We start from the raw sequence: 18741 nt of genomic DNA on the forward strand, positions 1-18741 counted from the left end.
TGTTACTATCTAATTAACCCACACTACATAAACATCCCCACAAACCCAAATTCACCTAACTCACATTATTTTACAAGCAAAAGTGAAAAAACACATAGGAATAAAAGGCAAAAGACTCACCATTATTACGGTGAGGCTTTTTTAGAAGACAATCAGGGATTATCTTTAAATTAAAAATCTACGAATTGAAATTTATAAATCAACTACGAATTACAATTTATAAATTATCTTTGGGCTATAAATCTACGAATTATAAATTTAAAAATTAAAAATTAAAAAAATCTATATTGTTACAGGGTTACGATTTATGGTTTTAGCAACCACAGCCACCGTTACAACCACAGCCACAATCATTTGAGTTGCCACAATTGCCGTTACCACCACAGAAGCCACAGCAGATGATGATTAAAAGAATAATCCAGCAACAATTTCCATTGCCAAAACAGTTACACATTTGGGTTTCCTCCTTTCCGTTTACATTATATATTATTAGGAAAGCAGAAAAATGTGTTTACTTTTAGGCAGAAAATTTTCTTAAATTCCTGCCATCTTATTTATTGAGTCAATGTAGTTCTTAACATCTTTGTTCATATTGGCAATCTGATTTTTTTCACGAACAATTGCCTTGGGCTTTTTGATTAAAGTATAAAAGCCTTTGTGAATGTAGCAAAACGGAAGTAGCCATTTGTGATTAACAAGCACCTTATATCTTTCTTTCATTGCATCATAACCGATAAACCATGCATCACAAAAAAACTTGATTTTGTTGGTAAAGTAAAAACCTTTTTTCTTGGTGTCTTTAGGTGAAATCATTGACATTGCAAAGAATGTTTGTTCACCGTGAGCACCACTGATATACACAAATCTTGAAAGTTCCATAAGCCTATTATCTTGACTTTTATCTTCAAAAAACACCTGAGAAAGTTCTTTTACCGTTTTGTTAAAGTCAAACAGTCCTAACTTTTTCAGTTCACTGTTTAGGTAGGTATTATCAAAGGTCATTTTCTTATTTAAAAGGTACATATCAAGAAAATATCTAACACCTACCCCACCCTTAACAAAGTGTTTATACAGATGGTAAAGAGTATAAATATAGAAATCTTCATTATTTAAAAGATAATGAAACTTTGAATTTTCCTTTAAATATGCCCTATGAAATGACTTGTTAAAATAGTCATAAAAATTAGAGTCCTTAGGAGCTAAAGAAGAATGTAGCTCAATATGTACTGAATTTTTCTCATAGCTTATATGATAGTCATTGCCCTTATTAGGCTTTTCAAAAGTTTTGTAGCCTAGGCTTTCAAGGACTTTACAGGACTTTTCAAAGTCACTGTTTTTAATAAGAATATCAATGTCCCCACTACTACGGTAATTTTCTACAGGATATAGCTTTTTAATCAAAATTCCCTTAACCGGTAAGAAAGAAACTTCATTATCCTCAAAAGCAGAATAAACCATATCGGAATAAATTTCTTGCTTAGCCTCAATAAAGGTAAGTTTGCTGTAAACATCCTTAAATTTACTTAAAACTTCTTTTGGCACATTAAAATCTTTAATTGATAGATACACCATATTGGCAACCTTATGATGCATACAAAAGTGAAAAAACTTGCTCCAATCAATCTGAAAATTAGGTTGGGCAGGTTTTTTGTTCTTTATAAGTGATTGTAAGATGCTTGATAAATAATTACCATACTGTAGATAAAAGTCCATACTATCCCTTACTTTAATTATTTTTTAGAAAACTTCTTGTTGTATTTATTAATTCTCACTAAGTTTACAATATTAGCAACCAGTACAACTACCATAACTGCAACCAGAAGAATTGGCATAATCAAAAAATTAATATTATGTACAACACAGTACCAAAGTTCAACTATAGAAGCAACCAGTGCTACTGCTGAAAAGAATACACCGATAATTGCTATAACTTTATTTTTCTTCATAAATGCCATCTCCTCTGACCTAAACAATAACATATTTTTAACATATTTGCAACAAGATAAATGTAGAAAAAGCTCTTGCCTATTAAAAAATAATAAGCAAGAGCCGTTGATTTTGGAGGTATAATAAATGGTAGTTTTAGTTGGTAATCTTCTTTTCTTTTATTACTATTGATGGTGTTGATAGGGAATAATCCCTAGTACATAATATACCGTCAAAGTAATTTTGCCACCTTTTTATTTTACAACTACTCTACATCTTGCATATTTTTTGCTACCATCCTTTGCAGTAGCAGTAATATAACAAGTACCCTTTCTCTTAGCAGTTACTTTACCCTTAGAGTTTACAACTGCAACATTCTTGTTATTTGTACTCCAAGTTACCTTTTTATTATATGCATTTGTTGGTGTACAAGTAGCCTTTAGAGTTAGCTTTTTACCTCTATTAAGTGCAACTGACTTTTTGCTTAGTGCAACTTTAGTAACAGTCTGTTTCTTAACAGTTACCTTACAAGCAGTTGTTAGCTTAGTACCGTCATTTGTTGTAGCAGTAACAGTACAAGAACCCTTTTTCTTTGCTAAGATTTTACCAACTGCATTTACTGTTGCTACCAAAGTATTTGAGCTTTCCCACTTAACACTTTTATCATCAGCATTAGTAGGTGTACAGGTAGCCTTTAGAGTATAACTTGAACCGGGTTTTTCAAGGCTGACAATATTTTTACTTGACTTAACATCAGTAACCATCTGCTGAACCTTTACCTTACATCTTGCAAGTTTTGTAGTGTCAAATTTTGCTCTGGCAGTAATATAACAAGTACCTTGACCCTTTGCCACTACCTTACCGTTAGAATCAACAGTAGCTACATCTTTATTACTGCTACTCCAGTTAACACCTTTTTCTTTATCTGTTGTGTATACAGTAGCAGTTAGCTTTTTGCTAAGGTCTTCACCGTAATACTTAAATGTATAGTTAGTGTTGCTTAGTTTTACCGGCTGACTGTATGATGAAGTGATAGTTTTGCCAAACCAAAAGTTAAAGTCAAAAGTACCACAAGCACTGCTTACACCGTCAATAACACCACTACTTGTTGACTGCCACATCTGATAAGTACCTTTGTAGTCACATTGTGAGTTATACTGTGCAACCCACTTATACCACTTTGAATTATTAAACGCTTTATCTGTTAGGTAGTTATTCCACCAGTTAAGGTTGGCATAGATACCTACCTTGTAGCCCTTAGCAGTAATTGCATTACAGAAAGTTTTGGCAATTGCACCTCTTGTAGCACTGTTAGTACCGTTTAACTGGCTATTGTCTTCCATATCAAAATAAACAGGAAAATCAAGCTTTAGACCATTTATTAAACGAAGTACATGGTTAGCCTCAGATTTAGCCATTGTTGTATTTACTGCATAGGAATAAATATACACACCAAAAGGAATTTTGTTGTCAATACAACCCTGAACATTCTTTTTAAAGTATGTATCGTCTTGGTAATAAACACCATTTTCATCTTTAACATTATCACCATAACCAACACGAATAATAGCATAGTCAACATCACTTTTAGCTACCTTTGCCCAATTAATGTTACCGTTCCATTGTGACACATCAATACCTTTCATAGTAGCTCCCTGAATAACCTGACCGTAGTTATTTACAAAGCCTTTGGAAGTTCTCTTCCAAGCATTTCTACTGTTTGATGCACCAACACTTTCAATACCTCTAAGTGGCAAACCGTTCTTGTAACGCCAAGAGTTTAGTGGTTCGGCAAATTCATCACTTTGCTGACCTAGTGTTGCACCACAAACTGTAGCAATAGTAGTAGCAAACAAAACTACTGTCATAATAACGCATAATAATTTTTTCATCAAAATCCTCCCTATAAATAAAAATTCACTCTTACATACAATTATACCACATATAATAACAAAAGTGTAACAAAATTATTAATATTAATTAATAATTTCAGATAATATAGGAAATTTTGATTTTGCAGATTTTGGACAAAAGGAAAAAGCCCTCTCATAAGATGAGAGGGTCTTCCCAGAAAAAAGAACATTATGAAATATAACAAAACAATACAAAAGATTGGAAAAAGCTTTTTGAAGTTTTATGAGAGTTTTTGCTCTCTTAAGATGTTTATATTCTATCATTATTGCACAGATAATGCAAGGCTTTTTTCCTTCAATTATTACTTTTTATACAATTTTTTTTAATAACTTATGAATATTATATTAATATTCTGTTCATAATTAAGCATATTGCACAAAAGGTTTTCATCATTATTCACTATAATGTTGTATTTCATTTAGCATATTGCACAAAACATTAGTCATTTTCACTACAGTTTTACACTTAGAAATAATTTATTAACAATGTTAACTATTTATCAAGGTGTTAATTAGTCATTTTATATAAACACAATTAAATATTATATTAGTCAAATTGACAATAATATCACATTTCCTACTAAAAAAGCCCAACTATATAGTCGGACTTTTCAAAATCAATCATCTTTTTTGCAAAGTAAAGAACAGTCTAGGCATCTTTAATATTACTTTGCCGTCTTTTTGTGTTGGGAATAGCTTTTCTAATTTTGTCTGCAACACAGATAAAAATTCTGCTTTTTCATCATTTTCTAACATTTCAAGGTATGGTCTCAGTCCACTACCCTTGTACCATTCAATTACACCTTCCTGCGAATTTACAATATGATAGTAAGTAGTTTGCCAAATTTGAAAGTCACAATCAAGAGTTGTAAACAAATCGTAATACTCATTAGGCATTAGGTTGTGGAAATTTTTAATTGAAGAAAGTTTATTCCACCTTTCTTCCTCCACCATTTTATATAGGGTTTTGTAGAATGGTGCTTCTTGTGTTAATGGAATTTGTACTGCCAGAACACCACCCTTATTTAGCTTTTCAAATACTTTTGTAATCAAATTTTTATGATTGGGAATCCATTGAAAACAAGCATTAGAAAAGATAAGGTCATAGCTTTCTTCACCTAAACCGTCAGGTACATTGCACTTCTTGAAACTTAAATTAGGATACTTTTCCTTAGCTTTTTCCAGCATATTTTCGGAAGAATCCACACCCACAATTTTTGCATTAGGAAAGTTCTCATACAAAGCAAAGGTACTGTTTCCCGGACCACAACCAATATCAAGAATATTACTTGGCTCTAAGTCTTTAACTCTGCTTATAAGGTCAAGGGAAGGTTGTGTTCTCTCTTTCCCAAACTTCATATATTGATTAGAATTCCAGTCATTCTTCATAATAACATCTCCATTTCAACTATCACAATAGTACTGCTGTAAATTATTTTACATTTTATGGGAAATAGTATTCTCTACATCACCATATAATGATTTTAATATAAATCAGACTAATTTCTATATTACACCAAAAGTTATGCAATATAAAAATCACACCTACATAATACTCCCCTAAATATAAAAAAACAAGTGACAGTACATACTGCCACTTGCACAAATTAAAACTTTGGTGGTAAAAAGTCAGGTTTCAACGGTTCGGGGAATTCGGGATTATCCTTAGTCATTTCCCTTGCTTTCAAGAAATCTGCAACCTGATAAAAGTCATTTACATCTCTATTCCATTGTTTTCTGACACTTTCGGAAACTTTTGATGGTTTAAAGCCTAAATCTTCTACCATATATTTTTCCATCAAACCGGTTACTTTTTTAGCACCACTATAGTTTAAATGATGACCTGCATCTCTTGTATCGGTTTTCCAAGAAAAGTTAGGCAACCATTTATTTAAATTCATATCAAAGTCATAATACTTTATGTTATATTCCTTTGCTAATTTAGCAACAAGGTTGTGCATATTTTTGTTCCAAGCATTACCCTGAGGCATATTCAGAAGAACAACATTGCAATTATTTCTCTTACAAAGGTTATAAATTTTCTTAAAGTAAATCTCACCTTCATCAGCAAAACAAGCTCTGTCTTTGCTTTTCTTGCCATGTGTACCGTTGTATGAAACAGTTTTCATAGTAAGGTTATAGCCTTTATAAATACTGCGAATTTTGTTTGGATGATTTGTAACAAAGTCACTAAAGGTTAAATTTTTCCAAGACTTTTTGTACTTCATAATTGGGAAAAGATTATCCAAAGTACCACCGATTTGGTCATTTATAAAACCTGCAATTTCCTTTGTATTATCTGTAAAATAGTCAAAGCCATCACTTTCGGTTTCAACCATAAACTGACTTTCAACAAATACTGTCTTAGGTGACTGTGTTTTGAAAGCTCTCTTTAGGTCAAAATAAGCCTCTTGTGGTTTCATAACTGCATAGCTTAGGTTGTATGTAGTAATCTTCTTATCTCTCCAAATCTGCATAGGATTTATTGAATGAAAGATTGATGAGTCACCAACAAACAAAGCGTCAATAGAGTTGTCCTCTTCAGCATCATAAGTCTGCCAAAATGCATTTCTAACAGGATACCTCTCTACATTTCTTACTGTTAATACATAAGAAAAATAATAAAGCAATCCAACAAATATTAGCATAAAGCAAATACTTCTAATAATTATACAACAATTTTTCTTCATAACCTATCTCCTAAAACTGTGCATAAATTGCTGCAGCTCCACCATATCCGACACCATAAGCACCAAGGATAATAGTTGAGAACAACAAGAAGTAATAAACAAGCCATCTAATAACAAAGTTATGTTCAATCAGCCACATACGAATATCAATGCCCTTTTCCTTAATAATGCCAACCAGTAACATAACCACAAACCCAACGGCTAGTACAACACCATCTTGGAATTTTATAATTGAACAAAAATCCATAAAGTTGATTGAAGTAAACATTTTGCCAAATAGTTTGCCAAATTCAACAAGTGTGCTACTTCTAAACAGTAGCATACCAACATTTACAATAACAACTGTTCTTGCAACCTGAAATACCGAATAGCCTTTGCTTTCTTTATTAATATGTAGCTTCTTAGCCAATTTATCTGTATAAGGTTCGGTAAATTTACCTAGCATCATCAGTACATAATAGTAAAGTCCATAAACAATATATAACCAACTTGCACCATGCCACAAACCGTTACAGAACCATACAAAGAATAAAGTATAGGCTATTGTGATAAATCCAACAATATGCTGACTTTTGATGTGTTTCTTTGTAAAGGTATTTACCTTCTTAAAGTGACCTGAAAGGCTGACAGGATAGAACACATATTCCTTTAGCCATGCACCTAATGAAATATGCCATCTTCTCCAGAATTCATCAATAGACTTTGAGAAGAATGGTTGCTTAAAGTTCTCTGCAACCTTAATGCCAAACATTTCAGATACACCACTGATAATATCAATACAACCTGAAAAGTCTGCATATAGCTGAAATGTATATAGTACCATACCGATAAATACTGCTGTACCGGAATAGTTATCTATCTTTGCAAATGTTTTAGGTAAGAAAAATCCTATTCTGTCGGCAATTACAAGTTTCTTAAAACAACCGTACATTACAAGAATAGCACCATGTCTTATCTTGTCATAATCAAACTTATGAGGTGTTCTAAACTGTCTGTCAAGGTCTCCGTATCTGTCGAAAGGACCTTCTACAATATGTGGAAAATAACAAACAAACAGTAGCACCCTTAGTGGGTTAACTTCTGCCTTAATAGTACCTCTATATACATCGGTAATGTAACTGACAGACATTAGTGTGTAGTAAGAAATACCAAGTGGCAACAGAATATTAAACTTAGGTAATAAATCTGTTGAAGTAAAGATACTTGCAATTCCGTTGACAATACCACCAAGGAAGTTGCAGTACTTTGTCAAAACCAAAACTGCAATTACAACTGCAACACAAAGAATCAGAATTTTCTTCTGCTTTTTCTTTAGTTGTTCTTTCAGTACTTTTCGTTCAGGTTTTGGAAGTTCTTTTTTCTTTTTAGCAAATTCATCTTTGTACTTTTGTATTCCCTTTGCACCAAAAAATATTACTGCCGTAGTGAATAGCATATATAAGGTTAGCAATGCACTTGAAGTAACAAAGAAAAGTAGTGATGCACTAAGCAACACTACCCATTGATACTTTTTAGGAATTAAGTAATATACAATAAAAGTTACACCAACAAATGCTAAAAAGACAAGTGATGTAATTTCCATATATTAGTCTTCATCCTCTAGTCTTTCTACCATTTTTACAATAGCATCAACTGTATTGAAGTTTTCAGGTACAAGGTCTGTTACCTGAATTTCAATGTCAAATTCATCGTTAAGCTCACCAACAAGCATAACAATATCCATTGAGTCAAGCAGTCCGTCATCAACAATAGCAGTTGCATTCTTAAAATCTACATTTGGTTTTACTTTTGCTAAAATTTCTAGTACTGTTTCCATAATAATTCTCCTTAAAGTTCTTTATAATTTTTAGTAAGATAGTTTCTGTCAATTTTTCCGTTAGCATTTTTAGGAAGTTCCTTGACTCTGATTATTTTGTCAGGATACATATATGATGGAACTTTGTTCCTTACTGCATCCATAACCTTGTCACTATCTTTTGATTTTCCTTCATAAACAAGTGCCAAGCAGTTGTCCTCTTTGTTAAAAATACAAGCACAACCCTTAACACCGTCAACACTGTTTGCACCGGCTTCAATTTCTCCAAGTTCGATTCTGTAACCACTTCTCTTAATCTGAAAATCTTTACGAGAAATGTATATAATCTCACCTTTAACGTTCATCTTAACAATGTCACCGGTTTTGTATACTCTTTCAGGGTAATACTTGTTAAGTGGATTTTGTACAAAAGCCTCAGCAGTTTTTTCAGGATTACCGTAGTAACCCTCAGCCATAAAGGTTGTACGAGCATAAAGCTCACCTTCTTCATCAACACCGGCCTCTGTGCCATCTTCTTTAACAATAAACACCTGACAGTTATCACAATGAATACCGATTGGCAAACTTTCATCATCTGCAAATTCCCTATTTACTCTGTAGAAAGTACAAATATCTGTTGTTTCTGTTGGGCCAAATAGGTTTGCATATGTAATATCATCATCAAGACTTTTTATCCAGTAGTTAAGTTGTTTTGTTGGCATAACCTCACCGGCAAAAAGTACAGTTTTAAGATATTCAGGCTTTGCAACATCAAATACCTTCCAGTTAGAAAGAATTGAAATTGCAGTAGGTACCCAATAAATTGTATTGACTTTCTTTTCATTTAAGTAATTCACAAGATTTAGTGGGAAAGAAAAATATTTCTTTGGAATAATGTTGTAAGTACAACCACACTTAACTGTAGAATAAAAGTCGGTAACTGACATACTAAAATATAGTGGTGTTTGGCTACCAAATGAAGTATTTTCATCAAACTTAAATTCTTCAGTTACCCAATTGATATAGCTAATCAAGGCTCTGTGGCTGATTACAGTGCCTTTAGGCATACCTGTTGAACCACTTGTAAATAGGATATAAGCAATATCCATATCAATCATATCACTTCTAACACTATCAAGACCATCAATATCAACAGTAGTTTCAATAGCCTCTTCATAGACAACTATTGTTTCATTACTGCTAACCTCTTTAGCCAACTGTAAAGAAGAATTATCGGTTAAAATAATAGGTTCATCAAGTGAAGAAAGAATGTTTATAATTCTATCCTTTGGTGAATGAACATCCACAACAATATAAAAATCTCCGGCATAAAGTGTACCCAGCATACTGTGGATACAGTTGCAGTTTTTATCAATTAAAATAGCTACTGCTTTTCTGTTGCCATACTGCAAAAGTGAAGTACCGATTTTCTTTGACTTTTCCATAGCTTCTGAAAAAGTAGAACATCTGTTTTCATCAGTAAAGCCCACTTTATTAGGAAATTTTTCAACTGTATGTTCAAAAAATTCTAACACATTTTTCATTATGTTCCTCCATAAAATTTACAACATTCCACTTATAAACCTCTCGTTACCTTAACTTATTTTATTTTAAAAAACAAAATATGTCAATAAAATTGGTTGAAAAATAACCTTATCTTACAATATTGTTATAAAACATAGAATATTATAAATTTATCACCATCAATTGTACTGAAATATTGAATAAAATCTATACAGTACAAAGTTTCTCTATACATATATAAAACGATTCAAGTTGCAAAAAAGTTGCATTAATTTGAATTTTTTTCAAAAAAATTTCCCCTACCAAACTAAGTTAATAGTTAGTAGAGGATTTTGTTTTTTTAAGATGGTTAACATCACTAAAAGTACATTATTTATCAGACTCATCATTCATTAGGTTTCTTTCATCAGAATAATATTCTTCTGTGGCTTTATTAGATTTTTCTCTTGCTTTATAAAAATTTTCCCTAGCTTTATAAAAATCTTTTTTTATTTTATAAAATTTTTCTCTAACTTTATATGATTTTTCAGTAGTCTTATAAAATTCATCTCTGGCTTTATAAAATTTTTCTTTAGCCTCACAAAATTCATCCATAGCTATGTAATATTCTTCTGTAGTTTTCCACATTTCATAGCTTTTTCTTACTTTTTTCGGTACATTATCTTTTAGCTTTACATTTTCTCCGTCTTCATCACAAGTGTACCAATTAGGATTCTTCATCCAATAAAAAAGTTCTTTATTTGTTGTCATAAAATTGCCTACTTTTATCGTATAAATTCTACTTCACAATTTTGGAAAGTATCATCGCCATCATATTCAAATGCAACACAATTTTCTATATCGTAAGTTGGGACTAGTTCATATATTTGTCCCTTAATCTTCACCTTATTAAAAATAATATCAGGAATTGACTCAACTCTAATTACCCTATATTCAAACACTTGAAAATCATCAATAATTTTTCTTTTGTTATCCATAGATATACACCTTTAACTTCATTCAACTTTTGTCTTTTATAAGCAACCCACATTCTGCTACTTTTCTTCTTTGGTTGCATTTTCCAAAAATTAAAAATATAATTGTTAGGTTTCTTCAAACCAATCAATATTATTAAAAAGTTAATAATCAATCTTCAGCATATGCCTACCGGTTAACTTATAATACTCTTCATCAGCTTTTTTAGCCTCAATCTTTATTTCTTCCGGTGCATCATCACGAATTGCTAAAAAACAAGATTCGTAGTCACGATATGTCCATTTTAAAAACTTATTAAATTTTCCTGTCATAATAATACCTCATTCAAAACATTAATAATTGCAAATTATATGTAATCAATAGTCGCAATTATTTAATAATCAATCTTCAGCATATGCCTACCTGTTAACTTATAATACTCTTCATCAGCCTTCTTAGCCTCAATCTTTATTTCTTCCGGTGCATTAGGCTCTATTCTTCGATTACAATTACGGTCAAGATATGACCACTTATCAAATTTATCAAATTTTCCTGTCATATTACTATTCACCCTTTATGATTCACAATTTCAAATAACTCAGGTGGCTTCACCACTGTCATCAATAATTCTATACCAATCTTTTTCAATAGATATTACATCATATATTTTATTGTGAGTAAGCATTAAAAAGTTGGTTTCTCCTAAATACTTAATCTTCAACAACAATAAACTCCTCTTCAGGATATAAGTAATCTTCGTCAGTTTCGTCAATTACTCTGTACATACCATCTTCATTACCTAGGCACTCATACACCTTGCCGTTAATAAGTTCTAATGGGTGGCTAATTTCACCAATATATTTTACTTTCATATAATCATCGATCCTCAAATTCAGTATTCAAAATTTCTATTAATACCTAATGTAGCAATAAAACATATCTAAAGTAAATCATCTATATCAATCAATATATCATGAGAAATCATAAATTCAAGTTTATCAACATTAGTTGACTCTAAATACATTAAGTACTTTCTATAGTCTATATTCCCTAGTAATTTCTTTATTTCCTTAGCCAGTGCTTTTTCTTGTTCATTTAAATGTTTTCTCCAATCAAAATAAATAGTAGCCATTTTATCAATGAGTATTTGTCCATTTTCATTGTCTTCTATAGCACCAAGTTCAATATATTTTCCTAAATCAGTACTAAAAATCAAATCATCAATTTTTCTAAATATTTCACCGTACATACTAACACCTTAATTACTGTTGAAAATAATGTAAAATCAGCTTATGTAAACATTTATGAAAAGTAAATAAATATTATCTTACCTATATTTTATCATTCTAAAAAAATAACGCAATGCCAAAAATGGGACTTACCTCAAAAAATCAAAATTTTTAGTAAAAAATAATTTAAGTTTTATAAAATTAAGGTTCAAAGGTGTAGATTTTTTCAGCATAATTTATTATATGAAACTTTTGCAAAGTTCATATTATCAAATCAAACTTCGCCATAGCTCGTTTTCTTTGATGTTCACTTATAAAAATAAATAAGAAAAACAAACGAAAAAAGAGCAACCAAATGGTTACTCAAAGCAAGGATAAATATGATTAAAAAGCCTGATTAATATAGCCACTAACATATAGAACTCCCCCAACTTACTTTAGCTTAGAGGAAGTTACCTACCACGCTTGAAAGTTGCACATCAGAATTAAAGTAACTGATGAAATCCACTCGCTAAAAAAGGTTCAATAATAGGAAAGAATAACATTAAATTAGATAAATTATTGATAGAAAACAATAATATGCAAATTGAAAAACTCAGCCGACCAGCCCATAGGTAAAAAATAAAGAAACAAAAAACGAGCAACAAAATAAATTACAATAAAACTATGGCTCACAGTTGTAGGGTCCAACATCGTTGGACCGAGCAAATCATCCTCTATATTGGCATATTGCCCTATTCACATTTAAAAATAAATAAGAAATACAAACGAAAAAATGAGCAACCAAAAGGCTACCCACAAAAAGATAAATATGATTAAAAAAATGAGTCAATATTAACTCCCCAACTTACTCTAACTTAGAGGAAGTTATCTACCACGCTTGAGAATTACACATCTAAATTAAAGTATCTGATGAAATCCCCTGGCTAAAAACAGTCCAATAATAGGAAAGAATAACATTAAATTAGATATATTATTGATAGGAAACAAAACTATGCAAATTAAAAAACTCGCCTTCTCGCCCAGTTGGATTCTATGGGATAAACAAAAACAGAGTAGCTATTGCTACTCTAATACATAAGACTATTAAACTAATAAAACTAAATAATATTAACTCCCCCAACTTACTATAGCTTAGAGGAAGTTACCTACCACACTTGAAAATTACACATCAGAATTAAAGTATATGATGAAATCCCCTCGCTAAAAACAGTCCACCGGACTGTTTTCTTAACGCTCGCCTTCGAGCCCATTGATATATAAAGGAAACAAACGAAAAAAACGAGCAACCAAATGGTTACTCATTTTCTTTGGCTCCCCCAACTGGGCTCGAACCAGTGACATCATGATTAACAGTCATGCGCTCTACCGACTGAGCTATGGAGGAATATATAAATGTTGGCGTCTTCCTATTTTCACAGGCCGCTTCCAGCCAACTATCTTCGGCACTACTGAGCTTAACTTCTGTGTTCGGGATGGGAACAGGTGGACCCTCAGCGTCATCGACACCAACTATTTATTTACCTCTATTTAATTGCTTGGGTCTTGGTGACCCGTGCGAGAATCGAACTCGCGTTGCCGCCGTGAGAGGGCGGAGTCTTAACCGCTTGACCAACGGGCCAATTCTCTTCGGCTAGAGCGGTTGCCCAGCTCCAACCTTCTCTTTGGTGCGCCATCAGGGGTTCGAACCCGGGACACCCTGATTAAGAGTCAGGTGCTCTACCAACTGAGCTAATGGCGCATATTGTGCTCTGCACCTTCAAAACTGAATAAAGAATTTCTAGCTAAATTTGCTGACCAAAAAAGACTCTTGTGGTCAAGCCCTCGACCTATTAGTACTGCCAAGCTGAACATGTCACCATGCTTACACACGCAGCCTATCAACCTCGTAGTCTACAAGGGGTCTTACTCAGTAAACTGATGGGATATCTAATCTTGGAGTCGGCTTCACGCTTAGATGCTTTCAGCGTTTATCCGTTCCGTACATAGCTGCCCAGCTGTGCCACTGGCGTGACAACTGGTGCACCAGAGGTACGTCCATCCCGTCCTCTCGTACTAAGGACAGAGCTCCTCAAATATCCTGCGCCCACGACAGATAGGGACCGAACTGTCTCGCGACGTTCTGAACCCAGCTCGCGTACCACTTTAATCGGCGAACAGCCGAACCCTTGGGACCGAATACAGCCCCAGGATGTGATGAGCCGACATCGAGGTGCCAAACCTCCCCGTCGATGTGGACTCTTGGGGGAGATCAGCCTGTTATCCCCAGGGTAGCTTTTATCCGTTGAGCGACGGCATTTCCATTCACATACCGCCGGATCACTAACTCAACTTTCGTTACTGCTCGGGCCGTCACCCTCGCAGTTAGGCTGGCTTACGCGTTTACACTCTTATGCACGGTTTCCGTCCGTGCTGAGCCAACCTTTGAGCGCCTCCGTTACTCTTTCGGAGGCGACCGCCCCAGTCAAACTGCCCACCTGACAATGTCCCCTGACCAGTTTCATGGCCACAGGTTAGAATTCCAGCAATCTAAGTGTGGTATCCCAACATCGACTCCATTATGGCTGGCGCCATAACTTCCCAGTCTCCCACATATCCTGTACATAAATTACCGAAACCCAATATCAAGCTACAGTAAAGCTCCATGGGGTCTTTCCGTCTTGTCGCAGGTAACCGGCATCTTCACCGGTACTACAATTTCGCCGGGCGGGTAGTTGAGACAGTGCCCAGATCGTTACACCATTCGTGCGGGTCGGAACTTACCCGACAAGGAATTTCGCTACCTTAGGACCGTTATAGTTACGGCCGCCGTTTACTGGGGCTTCAATTCGGAGCTCTCACTCCTCCTCTTAACCTTCCAGCACCGGGCAGGTGTCAGCCCCTATACTTCATCTTTCGATTTGGCAGAGACCTGTGTTTTTGCTAAACAGTCGCCTGGGCCTATTCACTGCGGCTCTCTCTCGAGAGCACTCCTTTTCCCGAAGTTACGGAGTCAATTTGCCGAGTTCCTTAACTACCCTTCTCCCGCTGGCCTTAGAATTCTCTTCCTGTCCACCTGTGTCGGTTTGCGGTACGGGCACCAACATTACATTCACAAAACTTTTCTCGCCTCTATCTAAGCTTGCTTCCCTACTATTTTTCGGTCCCTTACGCCCGGGATTACCAGCACCCGGGTCAAGCCCTTCTAAAGTGTCATTTTGTTTAAGTTGTCAGTGGTTACGGAATATCAACCGTATGTGCATCGACTACGCCTTTCGGCCTCGCCTTAGCTCCCGACTTACTTGGAGCGGACGAACCTTCCTCCAAAAACCTTAGACTTTCGGCCATTAAGATTCTCACTTAATTCTCGCTACTCATTCCGGCATTCTCACTCATGTAAAGTCCACCACCGCTTTCGCTATGACTTCACCCCTTACATGACGCTCTCCTACCATACCTTTCGGTATCCCAAGCTTCGGTTTATAGTTTAGCCCCGTTAAATTTTCGGCGCGGGATCACTCGACCAGTGAGCTATTACGCACTCTTTTAATGAGTGGCTGCTTCTAAGCCAACATCCTGGTTGTCTATGCAATCCCACATCCTTCTCCACTTAACTATAATTTGGGACCTTAGCTGTGGGTCTGGGCTGTTTCCCTTTTGACGATGAAACTTATCTCCCACCGTCTGACTCCTGAAAAACGATTATCTGGCATTCTGAGTTTGATAAGGTTCAGTAACCTTTCGGCCCCTAGCCAATTCAGTGCTTTACCTCCAGTAATCTATTTCAAGGCTAGCCCTAAAGCTATTTCGGAGAGAACCAGCTATCTCCGGGTTCGATTGGAATTTCTCCGCTACCCACAACTCATCCGCTACCATTTCAACGGGAGTCGGTTCGGCCCTCCATGAAGTTTTACCTTCACTTCAGCCTGGCCATGGGTAGGTCACCCGGTTTCGGGTCGTATACATCTAACTTGTCGCCCTGTTCAGACTTGCTTTCGCTTTGGCTTCACACCTTAAGTGCTTAACCTTGCTAGATACATACACTCGCCGGACCATTCTACAAAAGGTACCCGATCGTCCTTTGATGGACTTTCGGTGCTTGTAAACACAAGGTTTCAGGTTCTCTTTCACTCCCGGGGTGCTTTTCACCTTTCCTTCACAGTACTTCTTCTCTATCGGTCACTAGGTAGTATTTAGGCTTGGAGGATGGTCCCCCCGTATTCCCACCGGGTTTCACGTGTCCGGCGGTACTCTGGATTCAACTGACTGACTCTTCCTTTCGCTTACAGGACTCTCACCTTCTTCGGTTAGCTTTCCCACACTATTCAGCTAGAAATTATCAATATCGTATGTTGTCCGAACCCCAAAGGTATTTCTACCTCTGGTTTGGCCTCTTCCGCGTTCGCTCGCCACTACTAGCGGAATCTCGGTTGATTTCTCTTCCTCGCCCTACTTAGATGTTTCAGTTCAGGCGGTTCCCCTCATATACCTATGTATTCAGTATATGATGACTGTGCATGACCACAGCCGGATTGCTCCATTCGGATATCTACGGATCAATGTTTACTTACAACTCCCCGTAGCTTATCGCAGTTAGTCACGTCCTTCTTCGGCTCCTAGTGCCAAGGCATTCCCCTTGTGCTCTTTATAGCTTGACCATTGAGATATCTTTTTGGTTCTTTCGTTTAAGTAAATTAATTTACTCTACTCGCAGATAAATAGGCTTTATTTCCTATTTACCCTTTTTCAGCTTAATTGTAGTTTTATTACCTGTTAGTTTAAATAAATACTTGAGTTTTATTTTCCTGTTTGTAATAAACTATCTCGCTATCTTTTCTTTATTCAGTTTTCAAGGTGCATTTTTAGAGGATCACTGACTTTTAGTCGGCTTTTCCTCTTTGGTGGGCTTAAGTGGACTCGAACCACCGACCTCCCGCTTATCAGGCGGACGCTCTAACCAGCTGAGCTATAAGCCCATATTCTCTGGCTTGGTGCTTCTATTACTCAAGCCTTTGGTGGAGATAAGCGGGATCGAACCGCTGACCCCCTGCTTGCAAAGCAGGTGCTCTCCCAGCTGAGCTATACCCCCATATCTCTTTAGGGTCGGACCCTGAAAATTAAACAACAAACTTGAAATCCATTCTGACCTTGGATATGAGTTACTTACTTTCACTCATTTCTCCATAGAAAGGAGGTGATCCAGCCGCACCTTCCGATACGGCTACCTTGTTACGACTTCACCCCAGTCGCCAATCCTACCTTCGACAGCGCTCTCCTAAGGTTAAACTACTGGCTTCGGGTATTACCGGCTCCCATGGTGTGACGGGCGGTGTGTACAAGGCCCGGGAACGTATTCACCGCGGCATGCTGATCCGCGATTACTAGCAATTCCAACTTCATACAGGCGAGTTGCAGCCTGCAATCTGAACTGGGAATGCTTTTAGGGTTTGCTCCATATCGCTATTTTGCTTCCCTCTGTTAACATCCATTGTAGTACGTGTGTAGCCCAGGTCATAAGGGGCATGATGATTTGACGTCGTCCCCACCTTCCTCCGTTTTGTCAACGGCAGTCCTATTAGAGTGCTCTTGCGTAGCAACTAATAGCAAGGGTTGCGCTCGTTGCGGGACTTAACCCAACATCTCACGACACGAGCTGACGACAACCATGCACCACCTGTCTTCGTGTCCCTCTCTAGATTCGTCACTCGATGTCAAGACCTGGTAAGGTTCTTCGCGTTGCTTCGAATTAAACCACATACTCCACTGCTTGTGCGGGCCCCCGTCAATTCCTTTGAGTTTCAACCTTGCGGTCGTACTCCCCAGGTGGATTACTTATTGTGTTAACTCCGGCACGGAAGGGGTCAGACCCCCCACACCTAGTAATCATCGTTTACAGCGTGGACTACCAGGGTATCTAATCCTGTTTGCTACCCACGCTTTCGTGCCTCAGCGTCAGTTAAAGCCCAGTAGGCCGCCTTCGCCACTGGTGTTCCTCCCTATCTCTACGCATTTCACCGCTACACAGGAATTCCGCCTACCTCTACTTCACTCAAGCTCAATAGTTTCAAATGCAGTTCATGGGTTGAGCCCATACATTTCACATCTGACTTACCAAGCCGCCTACGCACCCTTTACACCCAGTAAATCCGATAACGCTTGCTCCCTACGTATTACCGCGGCTGCTGGCACGTAGTTAGCCGGAGCTTATTCATTTAGTACCGTCATTGTTCGTCCTAAATAAAAGAAGTTTACAATCCGAAAACCTTCATCCTTCACGCGGCGTTGCTGCGTCAGGGTTGCCCCCATTGCGCAATATCCCCCACTGCTGCCTCCCGTAGGAGTCTGGGCCGTGTCTCAGTCCCAATGTGGCCGTTCAACCTCTCAGTCCGGCTACCGATCGTCGCTTTGGTGGGCCGTTACCCCGCCAACTGGCTAATCGGACGCGAGTCCATCTTTGAGCGATAAATCTTTGGCATAAAAGCCATGCGACTTCTATGCATCATGCGGTATTAGCATCCCTTTCGGGAAGTTATTCCCCTCTCAAAGGCAGGTTACTCACGCGTTACTCACCCGTCCGCCACTAAACTTAATCAACTTCCTTCCGAAGAATTCTGTCAAAGAAGTTCCGTTCGACTTGCATGTGTTAGGCACGCCGCCAGCGTTCATCCTGAGCCAGGATCAAACTCTCTAATAATTTGTATATTAGACCTTTCGGTTTAACATCTTATTAA

The 18741-nt window shown here is 36.6% G+C and carries 15 protein-coding genes, 5 tRNA genes and 3 rRNA genes; all 23 read right to left on the minus strand.

Features of this window, described 5'->3' with window-relative positions; all coding sequences use genetic code 11:
• Window positions 1-313: 313 nt before the first annotated feature.
• Window positions 314-454 carry a hypothetical protein gene (locus E5Z56_RS11630; RefSeq protein ID WP_022505372.1) on the minus strand — a complete coding sequence of 47 codons (141 nt, stop codon included), beginning with the start codon at window positions 452-454 and terminating at the stop codon, window positions 314-316.
• An 80-nt stretch (window positions 455-534) separates the two neighbouring features.
• A complete protein-coding gene (locus tag E5Z56_RS02610) occupies window positions 535-1713 on the minus strand; it encodes a nucleotidyltransferase domain-containing protein (protein WP_138156396.1) in 1179 nt (392 codons plus the stop codon).
• 17 nt (window positions 1714-1730) lie between these two features.
• Window positions 1731-1946 (minus strand): hypothetical protein, encoded by a 216-nt coding sequence (locus E5Z56_RS02615; protein ID WP_138156397.1) that lies wholly within the window; start codon window positions 1944-1946, stop codon window positions 1731-1733.
• 234 nt (window positions 1947-2180) lie between these two features.
• Complete coding sequence (locus E5Z56_RS02620) at window positions 2181-3818, minus strand: Ig-like domain-containing protein (protein WP_138156398.1); 1638 nt, start codon at window positions 3816-3818, stop codon at window positions 2181-2183.
• A 642-nt stretch (window positions 3819-4460) separates the two neighbouring features.
• Window positions 4461-5228 carry a methyltransferase domain-containing protein gene (locus E5Z56_RS02625; protein WP_138156399.1) on the minus strand — a complete coding sequence of 256 codons (768 nt, stop codon included), beginning with the start codon at window positions 5226-5228 and terminating at the stop codon, window positions 4461-4463.
• Between the two features lie 218 nt (window positions 5229-5446).
• Window positions 5447-6529 carry a hypothetical protein gene (locus tag E5Z56_RS02630; protein WP_138156400.1) on the minus strand — a complete coding sequence of 361 codons (1083 nt, stop codon included), beginning with the start codon at window positions 6527-6529 and terminating at the stop codon, window positions 5447-5449.
• A 10-nt stretch (window positions 6530-6539) separates the two neighbouring features.
• Window positions 6540-8111: an MBOAT family O-acyltransferase gene (locus tag E5Z56_RS02635; protein WP_138156401.1), complete on the minus strand. Its 1572-nt coding sequence runs from the start codon at window positions 8109-8111 to the stop codon at window positions 6540-6542.
• Between the two features lie 3 nt (window positions 8112-8114).
• Window positions 8115-8345: a phosphopantetheine-binding protein gene (locus E5Z56_RS02640; RefSeq protein WP_022505992.1), complete on the minus strand. Its 231-nt coding sequence runs from the start codon at window positions 8343-8345 to the stop codon at window positions 8115-8117.
• Between the two features lie 11 nt (window positions 8346-8356).
• Window positions 8357-9868 (minus strand): AMP-binding protein, encoded by a 1512-nt coding sequence (locus tag E5Z56_RS02645; RefSeq protein ID WP_138156403.1) that lies wholly within the window; start codon window positions 9866-9868, stop codon window positions 8357-8359.
• Window positions 9869-10217: 349 nt separating this feature from the next.
• Window positions 10218-10598: a hypothetical protein gene (locus E5Z56_RS02650; RefSeq protein WP_138156404.1), complete on the minus strand. Its 381-nt coding sequence runs from the start codon at window positions 10596-10598 to the stop codon at window positions 10218-10220.
• A gap of 14 nt (window positions 10599-10612) precedes the next feature.
• Window positions 10613-10825 (minus strand): hypothetical protein, encoded by a 213-nt coding sequence (locus tag E5Z56_RS02655; protein ID WP_138156405.1) that lies wholly within the window; start codon window positions 10823-10825, stop codon window positions 10613-10615.
• Between the two features lie 141 nt (window positions 10826-10966).
• On the minus strand, window positions 10967-11134 hold the full coding sequence (locus E5Z56_RS11635; RefSeq protein ID WP_175405353.1) for a hypothetical protein: 168 nt from the start codon (window positions 11132-11134) through the stop codon (window positions 10967-10969).
• A gap of 62 nt (window positions 11135-11196) precedes the next feature.
• On the minus strand, window positions 11197-11361 hold the full coding sequence (locus tag E5Z56_RS11640; RefSeq protein ID WP_175405354.1) for a hypothetical protein: 165 nt from the start codon (window positions 11359-11361) through the stop codon (window positions 11197-11199).
• Between the two features lie 151 nt (window positions 11362-11512).
• Complete coding sequence (locus E5Z56_RS11645; protein ID WP_175405355.1) at window positions 11513-11674, minus strand: hypothetical protein; 162 nt, start codon at window positions 11672-11674, stop codon at window positions 11513-11515.
• A gap of 68 nt (window positions 11675-11742) precedes the next feature.
• The gene (locus E5Z56_RS02660) at window positions 11743-12051 is read right to left on the minus strand and encodes a hypothetical protein (protein ID WP_138156406.1); all 309 of its coding nucleotides are present in this window, start codon (window positions 12049-12051) and stop codon (window positions 11743-11745) included.
• A 1291-nt stretch (window positions 12052-13342) separates the two neighbouring features.
• A tRNA-Asn gene (locus E5Z56_RS02665) sits at window positions 13343-13418 on the minus strand.
• A gap of 9 nt (window positions 13419-13427) precedes the next feature.
• Window positions 13428-13544: ribosomal RNA gene (gene rrf, locus E5Z56_RS02670) — 5S ribosomal RNA — on the minus strand.
• Window positions 13545-13577: 33 nt separating this feature from the next.
• A tRNA-Glu gene (locus E5Z56_RS02675) sits at window positions 13578-13652 on the minus strand.
• 44 nt (window positions 13653-13696) lie between these two features.
• Window positions 13697-13772 (minus strand) — tRNA-Lys (locus E5Z56_RS02680).
• 71 nt (window positions 13773-13843) lie between these two features.
• Window positions 13844-16668 (minus strand): 23S ribosomal RNA (locus tag E5Z56_RS02685).
• Window positions 16669-16909: 241 nt separating this feature from the next.
• Window positions 16910-16986: transfer RNA gene (locus tag E5Z56_RS02690), tRNA-Ile, on the minus strand.
• 37 nt (window positions 16987-17023) lie between these two features.
• Window positions 17024-17099, minus strand: a tRNA-Ala gene (locus E5Z56_RS02695).
• Window positions 17100-17197: 98 nt separating this feature from the next.
• A 16S ribosomal RNA gene (locus E5Z56_RS02700) occupies window positions 17198-18704 on the minus strand.
• The 16S, 23S and 5S rRNA genes sit together here with 5 tRNA genes alongside, the layout of an rRNA operon.
• Window positions 18705-18741: the final 37 nt, after the last annotated feature.

This window comes from Ruminococcus bovis (genome assembly GCF_005601135.1).
Taxonomy (GTDB): Bacteria; Bacillota; Clostridia; order Oscillospirales; family Acutalibacteraceae; genus Ruminococcoides; species Ruminococcoides bovis.